This is a genomic window from Paenibacillus sp. alder61 (assembly GCF_020179875.1).
Lineage (GTDB): Bacteria > Bacillota > Bacilli > Paenibacillales > Paenibacillaceae > Fontibacillus > Fontibacillus faecis.
Window position 1 is genome coordinate 148,974 of the sequence record NZ_JAIUDG010000004.1, and the last position, 12,076, is coordinate 161,049.

A 12,076-nucleotide genomic window follows, 5' to 3' on the forward strand; every position below is an offset into this window, starting at 1 on the left:
GTAAGGCCGAAATTGGATAAACAGACACAAAAACCTGGGGCATTGCCCCAGGTTTTTCGCATTTGGACAGGGACAGAATTTTCTCTTGTGAGTACATTATGGTATGGGCGATCTTCAAAAAAAGGTTTGACAACCAAACCTCCGGGCATTTAAAATAGCACCATAACATACTAAACAGGTAGGAATAATTAAAAATGGTTCTCGCCGTACGGACGGAGGAACGCTCTACTTGCCAAGGCAGACACGGGTAGCGGCTCGGTCGGACCAAAACGGGCGGGAGCGTTTCTCCGCTTTTTTTGCCGACAAAAGGGGTTTGCCCGTCAAACGAAAGATGGAAATGAAGGGGAGGAGTGATCCGATGAGTAAGGCGAAGACAAAGGGGATTTTGTTGAGTTTGGTTTTGGCGATGTCGGTAGTTCTAGGGGCCTGCGGTTCGGATTCCGGGGAGAAAACGAGCGGTGGAGCGGGGGAAACGTTGGAGCTCTTGAACGTGTCCTACGACCCTACGCGGGAGCTGTATGAGAGCTATAATAAAGCTTTTGCCGCCTACTGGGAGAAAGAGAAAGGGCAGAAGGTCGAAATCAAGCAATCCCACGGCGGGTCAGGCAAGCAAAGCCGTGCGGTCATCGACGGGCTGGAGGCCGATGTTGTCACTTTGGCCCTCGGGTACGATATCGACGCCATTCAGAAGAGCGGCTTAATCGATGAAGGCTGGCAGCAGGAGTACGAGAAGAACAGCGCGCCTTATACGTCCACGATCGTGTTTCTCGTCCGCAAAGGAAACCCGAAGGGGATTCAGGATTGGAACGACTTGATCAAGGAAGGCGTGGAGGTCGTTACTCCAAACCCGCAAACTTCCGGCGGGGCAAGGTGGAATTATCTGGCGGCCTGGGGCTATGCGCTGCACCAGAACAACAACGACGAAGCGAAAGCCCAGGATTTCGTGAAGCAGTTGTATGAACATGTAAAGGTATTGGATAGCGGCGCACGCGGTTCAACCACAACCTTCGTCGAACGTGGGCTCGGCGACGTTCTGCTGGCCTGGGAGAATGAGGCCTGGTTATCCGTAAAAGAACTCGGTCCCGACAAATTCGATATCGTTTATCCTTCCGAGAGCATTTTGGCGGAGCCGCCGGTGGCGGTCGTGGACAAAAACGTCGACAAGCGCGGAAAGCGCGAGGTGGCCGAAGCTTACTTGAAGTATCTGTATTCGGAGGAAGGACAGACGATTGCGGCGGAGAACTATTACCGCCCGACCCTGGACAGCGTAAAGGCGAAATATGCCGACCAGTTCCCGGATATCAAGTTGTTCACGATCGACGAAGTTTTCGGAGGCTGGGCGCAAGCGCAAGAGAAGCACTTCAGTGACGGAGGGATATTCTCCCAAATTTACTTAGCCAAATAACCGACCGTTGATGACGGAGGTGCGTTCCGGAAGGGAACGGGCAACCCCAGAACGCGAGAAGAAAGGATGAACATTCATGCAAACTGGCGCCACCAAGCGCGGCGTGCTGCCCGGCTTCGGACTGACGATGGGCTACAGCGTGCTCTACCTGAGTCTTGTGGTCCTGATTCCGTTGTCGGCACTGCTGTTGAACTCTACGGGACTGACCTGGGGGAAATTTTGGGAGGTGGCCACGGATCCGCGCGTGTTGGCATCTTACAAGGTCAGTTTGTTGACCGCCGCGGCGGCCGGACTGATCGATACTGTATTGGGATTGCTGCTAGCCTGGGTTTTGGTCAGATACGATTTTCCCGGAAAAAAGATTTTCGACGCGATGATCGATCTGCCGTTTGCGCTCCCCACCGCGGTAGCGGGGGTCTCGCTTACGGCGATCTATTCGCAGAACGGCTGGATCGGCTCGCTGTTTGAACCGCTGGGGATCCGGCTGGCCTTTTCGCCGATCGGCATTACGCTCGCTTTGATGTTTATCGGCATCCCGTTCGTCGTGCGCACCGTTCAACCGGTGCTGCAGGACCTCGATGCCGAGGTGGAGGAAGCGGCGGCCACGCTGGGCGCCAGCCGGCTGCGCACCTTCCGCTCCGTCGTCCTGCCGGAGCTGCTGCCGCCGCTGCTGACCGGATTCGCGCTTGCTTTTTCGCGAGGCATCGGGGAGTACGGTTCCGTTGTTTTTATATCCGGTAACATGCCGATGAAGACGGAGATAGCGCCGCTCCTGATCATGTCCAAGCTGGAGCAGTTCGATTACGCGGGGGCTACGGCCGTCGCCCTGCTGTTGCTGATCATCTCGTTTGTACTGATGCTGCTCATCAATACCCTCCAGCGCAGAGTGCGCAAAACCGCCCGTTAGGAGTGGGGTCTGCGAATGGATGGGGAGAAAATAGCGGCGTTTTGGGCTACTATTTCGCCCAGATTCGCTTTTTCGGGAAGAATAGCGGCTAAAAAGGGTCCTATTTCTCTGGTGCGAGCTCAAAAATCCGGTTTTTTCCCGACTTTCACTAAAATAAGGCCCCAAATGACCGCTATTTCACACCGAAGAGCCAAATTCGACAAAATAGCGGCGTTAAAGGCTCTTATTACAACTCACCAACCTAGTTTTCAAAAGGAAAACGGGCTCCGCCGAATAGGATAAGGTGTTGGCCTAGAATTGCAGATGTGCAGAAATTTTATGCAAAACAAGGTTTTGTGATGGGGCACTAGTTCATCTTTTTCAACTGTTTTCATTACAAAGGAGGTTAACCGCATGGCCGGTTCCGTACCGCTGGCAAAAACAAAGGCGTCTGCCGGGAGAAGTCCGGTGACTCGATCGTCCGGGCCTATGAAATGGGTTCTGATCGGCTTGGCTGTCCTTGTTCTGCTCTGGCTGATCGTGCTTCCCCTGGCCGTGGTGTTGATTGAATCCTTGAAAAAGGGTTTCGGGGTTTACATGGAGGCCATCACCGATCCGGCCGCTCTTTCGGCCCTACGGCTGACTCTGTTGGTGGCGGTTATCACCGTTCCTTTGAACACGATCTTCGGCGTAGCCGCGGCTTGGGCGATCACCAAATTTCATTTTCGCGGGAAACAGCTGCTGGTGACGCTGATCGATTTGCCCTTTGCCGTGTCCCCGGTCATCGGGGGACTCATCTATGTCCTCGTTTACGGGACTCACGGCTGGTTCGGCCCTTGGCTGCAGGAGCATGATCTGAAGGTGATCTTTGCTCTGCCGGGAATTATTCTGGCCACGCTGTTCGTGACGTTTCCGTTTGTGGCCCGGGAATTGATTCCGCTGATGGAGGACCAGGGCCTTCAGGAAGAGGAAGCCGCCGTTACGCTGGGGGCCCGGGGCTTTCGCATCTTCTGGAAGGTCACGCTTCCGAATATCAAATGGGGGCTCTTGTACGGGATTATATTGTGCAACGCCCGGGCGATGGGGGAGTTCGGCGCGGTTTCGGTCGTTTCGGGCCATATCCGCGGCGAGACCAACACGCTGCCCCTCCATGTGGAGATTTTGTACAACGAATATCAGTTTTCCGCGTCCTTTGCCGTAGCGTCCCTGCTGCTTTTACTGGCGCTCGTTACGCTGCTGCTCAAGAGCTGGTTTACGCGAAAAAGCCGGCACGAAAGTTAAATCCATTTATGCACGTACACGTTTAGGACTTTAATCGGGAATAGGAGGGCTGCATCATGGCAAAGCCGTTAAAAGTAGATCAGATTTGGCTGGAACGCATCGCGGGACTGCTCAATGAAATGGAATTCGGATCGCTGAATATCGTGGTTCATGAGGGGCAGATCGTCCAAGTCGAGCGGACCGAACGCAAACGGTATGAGCTGGGGAATGGGGGACAGGGCAAATCCGCCCCGGCGCCCCGTCATGCAGCCAAGTCTTTGCGCAAATCCTGATTCGGACCCGAATGAAAAAAAAGCCTCTTCCCGCGTTTTTCGTGGGAGGGGGCTTTTGCTTTTGGGGCTATTTGGATTATTCCTCCTTGGCACTGCCCTCCGGGTTCGCCTCGGAGAGACTCTTGACCGCCGTCCCCGATTCCGTTTCGGTAGTCGACGGCGGCAGCGGCTGCCCTTCCGGAACCGCCCGGTAATGCCCGGCAAACGGACGTGATTTGCGCGGCTTGGTGCCCGTCAGGCGAAAACCCGCGAGAAACAGCAGCAACTGGAGGATCAGAATGAACGGAGCGAACGACGGATTCAAAAGATGAAGCAGAAACAGCGCCGCGATCAAAACCGACCAGATCCGGAGCAGAACCGCCCCCGCGCCCGGCCGATAGCCTCCCATGATCGCGGGGTACAGCAGCGCCAGGGAGAACAGGGCGGATACGAACAGCGACCATACGGCCGCCATTTCCTCCAACCCGTTCCCTAAAACGATTTCTCCGTTCAGCGTGCGCAGCAGCCAACTGAGCAGGTAGAGCAGCGCCGCCGCGAACAAAAAAGGGATGCCCGGGCGAAGCTGTCTCCAAAACGCCTGTCCCCACCCCGGGCTTTCGGTACGTCTCAACAGCTTGTCCCGCTCCGCGCACATCCGGTCGTTCTCTCGTTCCAGCGTCTTGAGCAGCAGAGGAAGGCGGGCTCTGTCCCGTTCCCCGGCATAAGCGGAGATTTGCGACAGCGCATCCTCCGAAAGGTAGGGCGCGGCGCGACAGGCGAGAAGCCGGTCCAGCAGCAGTTGTTCCTCCGCCCGCGAAAGCTCCGTTCGAGCGTGCAGGTGGAGCAGGGCGCTTTCCGCGGCGGCATAGAGCGTTAGGCTCGCCTCGAGCCGGCGCAACCGGGCCTGCTCTTTACGCCTTAAGCCGAGTGCGGAGCCCCCGTACAGGCCAAGGAAGAGCGCGAGCGCCAAAAATGCGGTTAATGCGGCGGGCTGTGGGGCCAGCAGCCAAGTTAACCAGTCCGACAGTGACAAAAGATATCACCCTTTCGATATTCCTATCCTCCACTATTGCATAGGATCGGGACGAATTTCAAGCGTCACGGGGGAAAACGGAGTCCCTTTTTTACCCGCCCGGGAAAATGGGTAAATAGATGGCATTACGGGTCAGGGGGGATCACGGATGGAACTGGGTCAAATCGCTTTGAAACTGGTCGTCGGGTTTATCGGATTATGGCTGCTGACACGGCTCTTGGGCAAGAAGGAAATTTCCCAGCTCACCCCGTTCGACTTCGTTTCTTCATTGATGTTAAGCGAACTGGTGGGTAATACGGTCTACCAGGAAGACGCGAAGTTTGTGCATCTGTTGTTCGCCTTGTTTTTATGGGGAACCTTGTCCTACTTATTCGAGAAACTCACCCAGCATGCCAAGCGGGCGCGCGGCCATTTGGACGGCAAGCCCTCGATTCTGATTCGCGACGGGGAAGTGGATTTAAAGGAGCTGCGCAAAAACAGCCTGGATTTCGACCAACTCCGGATGCTGCTGAGGCAGCACGGCGTGTTCTTCATCGGCGAGGTCGCTTATGCTATATTTGAACCAAACGGAACGCTTAGTGTAATGAAAAAGCCGGAAGAAGAAACGGTGAAACGGAGGGACCTCGGTTTGGAAGCGGAGCAGCCCCGCCTTTCATATGCTCTGGTCGAGGAGGGGGAGGTCGACCGGGATACCCTACGGCTGATCGGCAAGACGGAGGAGTGGCTCTACGAGCAGCTCCGGCGTCAAGGCGCAAGCAATGCGAAGCAGGTGGCCTACGCCGAGTGGAAGGATGGCGAAGGCTTGTATATTTTGCGGCATAAACAGAGCTCGTTTCGGAATCCGGTCAAAGAGTAGGAGAGGACAATAAGAATGGAACACGAAAAAAAACTGCAAATCGTTCATGAGGCCCCTTCCCTGGAGGATTATTTGGCATTAAGGCGGCAGGCCGGACTAAGCGAAAGAAGCCGGGAAGGAGCCGCGATCGGTCTCCGCAATTCCTTTTTCGCCGTTTCGGTGTACCGGGAAGCGGAGCTGGTCGGCATGGGCCGGGTCATCGGGGACGGAGGATGCTTCATGCAGGTCGTCGATATTGCCGTAAGGCCGGATTTCCAGGGTCAAGGGTTGGGGAAATGGGTCATGGGCGAAATTATGGAATATCTCGAAAGGGAAGCGCCGCCTAAAACGTACGTGAGCCTTATCGCCGACGTTCCTGCCGACCGATTGTACTCGCAATTCGGCTTCCAATATACCCAGCCCCGTTCGCAAGGCATGTATTTATGGTTGAAGTCTTGAGGGTTCGGAGCATACTATTGGAGAATTTTTCATCAAAAAGAGAATAGGATGGTGATCACCATGAAAATAGCCATTTTCGGAAGCACGGGAACGATCGGGAAGGCGATATTGGAAGAAGCGCTGCGGCGCGGACATGAGGTTACCGCGGTGGTGCGAGATCCGGGCAAGCTTACGGCTGGCCGGGAAAGACTGCAGGTACGGACGGGGGACATTTTGATGCCGGATTCGATTGCGGCGGCGGTGAAGGACTGCGATGTGGTGATCAGCGCTTACGGGCCGCGCTTCGGCGAGGAAAGCCAGCTGTCGGAGGCGACGCGCTCCCTGATTGAAGGCGTCCGAAACGGCGGAGTCCGCCGGCTTATCGCCGTCGGCGGCGCCGGCGGATTGGAGGCCGCTCCGGGCACGAAGCTGATGGAAACGCCGGAATTTCCGGAGGAGATCCTTCCGCTTGCCCGCGCTCACGAGGACGCCTACCACATTTATCGGGACTCCGACATCGTCTGGACGGTGCTCAGCCCCGCCGCCATCATCGAGCCGGGGAAACGGACAGGTCAGTTCCGGATCGGCATGAACCAGCTCGTCGTGGACGAACGCGACCAAAGCCGGATCTCGGTCGAGGATTACGCGGTGGCGATGCTGGACGAAGCCGAGGACCCGCAGTTTGTCCAGGCCCGGTTTACGGTCGCTTATTAGCCGCTCAGACTCTGGCTCAGACTCTGGCTTTGGTGCAGAAGGGCTAAAAGGCAAAAAGATGAAAATCGGAAGGGATTTTTGGCCTGGACGGAGGCTGGAGGGGCGGAAAGATGCTAATCTGTGGGAAGGACCGAAAGTCGAAGAAAAGTCGGAAGGGATTTTTGGCCGACGGGAGGTTGGAGGGGCGGAAAGATGCTAATCTGCGGGAAGGACCGAAAGCCGAAGAAAAATCGGAAGGGATTTATGGCCCGACCAGAGGTTCGAGGATTAAAAAGATGCAAATCTGCAGGAATTTTGATCTGGTCGGAGGCCCGAGGATCGAAAAGATGCAAATCTGCAGGAATTTTTGGCGGATGGGGAGTTTTAAGCGAGCTTTGAGTTAAAAACCTGCAGATACGCAGGAATTTGCGAAAAGTTGGCCGAAATCGGAAAAATAGTTGCAGTTTTGCAGGAATTTCGTTGCGGAGTCCATCAGAGTGAGCGATGCAGCGACCGTAATATAGGGAAGAGGGGAATCGAGGATGAAATTCGTCACATCCGGGCAAATGAGGGAAGCGGACCGGTACGCGATTGAAGTGCTGGGCCTTCCGGCTATGGTGCTCATGGAAAATGCCGGACGAGCCATCGCGGAGGAGGTGCTGCGATTTTGCGCGGAGCGCAGCGGTGCTTTCCGCGGTACCGGCGGCGAGGCTCATAACCGGGAAGCATTGCACTTCCGGGAAGCCGCCGAGTCCATACGGGAGGAAGATCCCGGAACGGGCCTGGATTTGTCCCGGGAGCACTGGCTGATCCTCGTCGGAAAAGGCAATAACGGCGGGGACGGGCTCGTCTGCGCGCGGTATTTGGCGGACGCCGGGATGGCGGTCAGCCTTCTGTATGCCGAGCCGCCCGAGCGGCTGCGGGGGGAAGCCGCGGCCCAATACGGCATCGTCCGGGCTTTAGGTTTGCCCGGCACGGTGTATGATCCGGAGCGCGGCGGAGCGGAGCTGCAGGGGTGGAAGCAAGGCGGGAGTGGCCAAGGCAAGAGTGCCCAAAGCGGGAGCGTCCAGGGCGAGGGCGTCCAAGGCGGGAGTGGCCAAGGTGGGAGCGTCCAGGGAGAGAGCATCCAAGGCGGGAGCGTCCGAGGCGGGAGTGGCCAAGGTGGGAGCGTCCAGGGAGAGAGCATCCAAGGCGGGAGCGTCCGAGGCAAGAGCGTCCAAGGCCAGAGCGTCGAGGGCGAGAGCGTCCAAGGCGGGAACAGCCGAGTCCGGCAAATGCCGGTCACCGGCCTTGTGGACGCCCTGCTCGGCACCGGCACGACGGGGGCGCCGCGCGGGGGTTACGCTTCCCTGATCCGGGAAGCGAACGCCAGCGGTCTGCCGATCGTCGCGGCAGACCTGCCGAGCGGGCTGGACGCCGATACGGGCGCGCTCCACGATCCGTGCATCCGGGCCCGGGTCACGGTCAGCCTCGCCTTTTTGAAGGCGGGGCTGACGCAGTATCCGGGGGCCCGGGCTGCCGGGGACGTGGTGGTCCGCTATATCGGCATCCCCCGCACCCTGCCGCCGGGGATGAAACCGGCGGGCACGGTTTTGACGGAGGCGGCGCTGAGCGAGCTCGGCGCCGATCCGGGCCGCCGGCGCGAGCCCGACGGCCACAAGGGCACCTACGGGCACGTGCTGCTGGCCGCGGGCAGCCTGCCGATGAGCGGCGCCGGCCTGCTGGCCGCCAAGGCCGCGCTGCGCGCCGGGTGCGGCCTCGCCACGTGGGCGCTGCCGGCGGCGCTGCTGCCGCCGCTGCTCGGGGCCGTGCCCGAGCTGATGCTGGCGCCGGTCGCCGACGGCGGCTCCGGCGCATGGAACCCGGCCGCAGCGAACGAAGTGCTGCGGCTGCTGGAGGCGCGCGAGGTGCTCGCCGTCGGCCCGGGGCTCGGCCGCTTCCCGGGCGAAGGCGCCTATTTGCGCGCCTTGTGGGAGGGCGCGGCGCGTCCCCTGGTCGTGGACGCGGACGCCCTGAACATCCTCGCCGCTTCCGGCTTCGCGGCGTGGCCCCGCCGGGAAGCGGCTACGGTGCTTACGCCGCATCCCGGCGAGATGGCCCGCTTGACCGGCCTGACGACGGCCGAGGTCCAGCGGGACCGGCTCGGCGTCGCCCGCGGGTTCGCCGCCGAGCATGGCGTGACGCTCGTCCTGAAGGGCGCGCGTACGATCGTCGCGGCTCCGGACGGCCGCGTGTTCGTCAACGTCACCGGCCACCCCGGGATGGCGACGGGCGGAACCGGCGATTGCCTGACCGGCATCATCGCCGGCCTGCTGGCCCAAGGGCTGGACGCGGTCCAGGCCGCCGCGCTCGGCGTGTATCTGCACGGCCGGGCCGGCGAGCGGGCCGCCGCCCTGCGCGCCAACCCCGCCTCTATGCTGGCGGGCGACATTTTGGAGGCGCTGTAGGCGTGTTGACGGCGAGCGAACCGGGGCCGCCGCCAGGCCGCCGCCGCTCCCCCTACGCCGTCACCATCGCTCCGCCGTTGACGTGCAGCGTTTCGCCGATGGTAAAGGACGAATCGTCGCTCGCCAGGTAGACATACGCGGGGGCCAGTTCGAACGGCTGGGCCGCGCGTTTAATCGGAGCATCGGTGCCGAATACGGACACCTCGCGGGCCGAGAAAGAAGCTGGAATCAGCGGCGTCCAAACGGATCCCGGGGCCACGGCATTGACGCGGATGCCGCAATCGATCAGAGAGAGGGCGAGGGAACGCGTGAAGGTGACGATGGCCCCCTTGGTGGCGGAATAGTCGATCAACTCTTTATGGCCCTGATAGGCCGTAATTGACGCCGTATTGATGATCGTGCTTCCCGGCTTCAGATGGGGCAGCGCCGCCTGGACCATGAAAAAGAACGGAAAAATATTGGTTTGGAACGTCTGGTACAACTGGGCTTCGGAAATAGCGGCGATGCTTTTTTGCGGATACTGGACCGCATGGTTGTTCACAAGGACGTCAAGCCGTCCGAAACAGCGCAAGGTTTCGCGGACAACGGCTTCACAATTCTGTTTCAGGCGGAGATCGATTTGCAGGGGCAGACAGCGCTGCCCGAGTTCTTCGATTCTCCGCTTGGTCTCGAGTGCGTCCGAGGTCTCCCAGAGGTACGGAATGACGAGGTCGGCCCCTTCCTTGGCGAAGGCGATCGCTACGGCGCGGCCGATCCCGCTGTCTCCGCCGGTCACGATGGCCACCTTGCCTTGCAGCTTGCCGCTGCCGCGATACTCGGGGTTTTCGGATATCGGTCTGGGGCGCATCAGACTTTCCAATCCCGGCTGAACGGGCTGGTGCTGGGGCGGGAAAGCGATCGGCTGCGGAGTACACACCGTTTCTTGGCCGACATAAGGATATACGGGGATCATCTTTTTTCAGGCTCCTCCCTGGATAGGCGTTGGAAATTAAGTTACACTTATGCTTATCAGTATGCGTTAGCCCAGAAAAGGGTGTGCCGCCGAAAGCTATGCCGGCCGGGGTGGTGCTTCTTTTTGAAATGGTGCAGGACCCGGTTTGATTGACTTTTGGCTAAAATATTGATAGCATTTTTTTAAATTATAGTAAATTTATCGGAATTAAAATGAACGGAACCTTGGCGATTAGAGAAGGAGGGTATTTACATGGCTAAAATCACGGTGATTAACGGAACGCCTACGCCGGGCTCGAGATTGACGGCGATCGTTTCTCTGGCGGAGGAACTGCTGGTAAAGGAAGGCTTTGAGGTGGAGCATGTGAACGTATCGGAGCTGCCGCCCGAGGATCTAATACATACCAAATTCGAGAGCGAGGCGATCGTGAAGGCGAACGCGCTCGTGGCCGGAGCGGATGCCGTCATCGTGGCCAGCCCCGTTTATAAGGCCTCCTATACGGGCGTGTTGAAGACGTTCCTGGATTTGATTCCGCAAAAAGGACTGGCCGGGAAAATCATTCTCCCGCTCTTTATCGGAGGTAGTCTGGCTCATTTGCTGTCGATCGATTATTCCCTGAAGCCGGTGCTGTCGGCGCTTGGAGCCCGGCATATTTTGGGCGGGGTGTACACGGTTGATTCCCAGGTGGCTCGGACGGAGCAAGGCGGGTTTGAAATCGCGGAAGAATTGAAGGAACGGCTGGAGGACAATATCAAGGAATTGGTGGAAGAGACCCGTCGGCGAATCGCGTCGGCCGATCTTAAATAGTGTCCATGTCTAAGGTGGGCAACACGGTACAGGGGGATATCGAGGAGATGCAAAATTCAAAGCAAAAACTGGTGTTTTTTGTGGGCGTGGCCGGAACGGGCAAAACGACGGTGGCGAGAAAGCTGGCGGAACGGATGCAGGCCGCCTTTCTGGATCGGGATACGGTTGGAGGGCGCTTTGTCGAAAAAATCCTGGAGATGAACGGCCTGGACGTCAACGACCGGGACTCCGATTTTTACAAGAAGCATCTGCGCGATCTGGAATATGATACGACCAAGGACATTTGTATTGAAAATCTCGCCGCGGGCCAGAGCGTGTTTATGATCTCGCCTTTTACGGCGGAATTGAAAAACCGGGCCTGGATCGATGAGGTGTTGGCCGCCGCGGGGAAATCGCGGGAAACCGTGGACGTCAAAGTGATCGTCGTGGCTTTGAAGGATATGGAGACGCAAAAAGAACGGATCATCGAGCGCCAAACCGAGCGGGACACCTGGAAACTGGAGCATTGGGACGACTTTAAGCACCGCGTGCAGTTCGTGCCGGAAATCAACTGGGATATCCCAGTCTCGTCGATTCTCGTATTCGACAACAGCGGGGATTTGACCGAAGAAAAAGTGGACAGCGTATACCGCTTCGTCGCCGGGGAGTAGTCCGCGGAAGAGGCTGTCCTAAAAATACACTTTAGAAACCAAGGAGCTAAGCGGGGAATTTGCTTAGCTCCTTGGTTTTTTGGCGTTTACGGACCCGGCCGAAGTCCGGTGTCTGGAGTCCGGTATCCTTTTTCCAGTCGGGCAGGTATTAAGGGCCTTTTGAGGCGCTATTTTGTCGAATTTGACCCTTCCTTGTGAAATAGCGGCTTTTTGGGAGCTTATTTTGGGAAAAAGCGGGCCAAATCCTGATTTCGGTGCCCACTAGAGGAAAATAAGGCCTTTCTTGACCGCTATTATGCTCATGAAGCCGAATTGGGCCGAAATAGCGGCCCGAAATGCCGCTATTTGCTGCGGACGGCCAGGGAATTTGCGGAGCGTCGCACTTACACATTCGCGTT

General features: G+C 58.0%; 12 protein-coding genes and 2 pseudogenes. 11 read left to right on the top strand and 3 right to left on the bottom strand.

The genetic code is table 11. From position 1 onward, the window contains the following. Window positions 1–358: 358 nt before the first annotated feature. The 4 genes from LBW89_RS05595 to LBW89_RS05610 all read left to right on the top strand — a co-directional run bounded on the left by LBW89_RS05595 (window position 359) and on the right by LBW89_RS05610 (window position 3,844). The gene (locus LBW89_RS05595; RefSeq protein WP_148455496.1) at window positions 359–1,405 is read left to right on the top strand and encodes a sulfate ABC transporter substrate-binding protein; all 1,047 of its coding nucleotides are present in this window, start codon (window positions 359–361) and stop codon (window positions 1,403–1,405) included. A gap of 76 nt (window positions 1,406–1,481) precedes the next feature. Further along, on the top strand, window positions 1,482–2,312 hold the full coding sequence (gene cysT, locus LBW89_RS05600) for a sulfate ABC transporter permease subunit CysT (RefSeq protein ID WP_213508010.1): 831 nt from the start codon (window positions 1,482–1,484) through the stop codon (window positions 2,310–2,312). Between the two features lie 393 nt (window positions 2,313–2,705). Continuing rightward, a complete protein-coding gene (gene cysW / locus LBW89_RS05605; RefSeq protein WP_225038728.1) occupies window positions 2,706–3,572 on the top strand; it encodes a sulfate ABC transporter permease subunit CysW in 867 nt (288 codons plus the stop codon). A gap of 56 nt (window positions 3,573–3,628) precedes the next feature. Further along, window positions 3,629–3,844 carry a YezD family protein gene (locus LBW89_RS05610; RefSeq protein WP_213508013.1) on the top strand — a complete coding sequence of 72 codons (216 nt, stop codon included), beginning with the start codon at window positions 3,629–3,631 and terminating at the stop codon, window positions 3,842–3,844. Window positions 3,845–3,920: 76 nt separating this feature from the next. Here the strand turns inward: LBW89_RS05610 and LBW89_RS05615 are convergent, their stop codons facing one another. Beyond that, on the bottom strand, window positions 3,921–4,856 hold the full coding sequence (locus LBW89_RS05615) for a hypothetical protein (RefSeq protein ID WP_225038729.1): 936 nt from the start codon (window positions 4,854–4,856) through the stop codon (window positions 3,921–3,923). 148 nt (window positions 4,857–5,004) lie between these two features. On the opposite strand from LBW89_RS05615, the gene LBW89_RS05620 reads away from it, so the two are divergent. The 4 genes and pseudogenes from LBW89_RS05620 to LBW89_RS27850 form a co-directional block, all read left to right on the top strand. Next, window positions 5,005–5,712, top strand: a complete 708-nt coding sequence (locus LBW89_RS05620; protein WP_225038730.1) for a DUF421 domain-containing protein — start codon at window positions 5,005–5,007, stop codon at window positions 5,710–5,712. Between the two features lie 15 nt (window positions 5,713–5,727). After that, entirely contained in the window at window positions 5,728–6,150 is a 423-nt protein-coding gene (locus tag LBW89_RS05625) for a GNAT family N-acetyltransferase (RefSeq protein WP_148455510.1), read from the top strand. A gap of 60 nt (window positions 6,151–6,210) precedes the next feature. Next, a complete protein-coding gene (locus tag LBW89_RS05630; protein WP_225038731.1) occupies window positions 6,211–6,843 on the top strand; it encodes an NAD(P)-dependent oxidoreductase in 633 nt (210 codons plus the stop codon). 602 nt (window positions 6,844–7,445) lie between these two features. Further along, window positions 7,446–7,811: pseudogene (locus LBW89_RS27850) on the top strand (NAD(P)H-hydrate epimerase); the annotation flags it as partial. Here LBW89_RS27850 and LBW89_RS27855 read toward each other — a convergent pair. After that, complete coding sequence (locus LBW89_RS27855; protein WP_412066990.1) at window positions 7,782–8,096, bottom strand: hypothetical protein; 315 nt, start codon at window positions 8,094–8,096, stop codon at window positions 7,782–7,784. The pseudogene LBW89_RS27850 and the gene LBW89_RS27855 overlap by 30 nt on opposite strands. Before the next feature lie 9 nt (window positions 8,097–8,105). Between LBW89_RS27855 and LBW89_RS27860 the strand changes: the two are divergent. Continuing rightward, a pseudogene (locus tag LBW89_RS27860) lies at window positions 8,106–9,269 on the top strand (NAD(P)H-hydrate dehydratase); the annotation flags it as partial. 52 nt (window positions 9,270–9,321) lie between these two features. Here LBW89_RS27860 and LBW89_RS05640 read toward each other — a convergent pair. Continuing rightward, on the bottom strand, window positions 9,322–10,221 hold the full coding sequence (locus tag LBW89_RS05640) for an SDR family oxidoreductase (protein WP_225038733.1): 900 nt from the start codon (window positions 10,219–10,221) through the stop codon (window positions 9,322–9,324). 252 nt (window positions 10,222–10,473) lie between these two features. On the opposite strand from LBW89_RS05640, the gene ssuE reads away from it, so the two are divergent. Together ssuE and LBW89_RS05650 are read left to right on the top strand one after the other, a co-directional pair. Next, on the top strand, window positions 10,474–11,028 hold the full coding sequence (gene ssuE / locus LBW89_RS05645; RefSeq protein WP_148455516.1) for an NADPH-dependent FMN reductase: 555 nt from the start codon (window positions 10,474–10,476) through the stop codon (window positions 11,026–11,028). A gap of 47 nt (window positions 11,029–11,075) precedes the next feature. Next, window positions 11,076–11,678 carry an AAA family ATPase gene (locus tag LBW89_RS05650; protein WP_225038734.1) on the top strand — a complete coding sequence of 201 codons (603 nt, stop codon included), beginning with the start codon at window positions 11,076–11,078 and terminating at the stop codon, window positions 11,676–11,678. Window positions 11,679–12,076 lie beyond the last annotated feature (398 nt).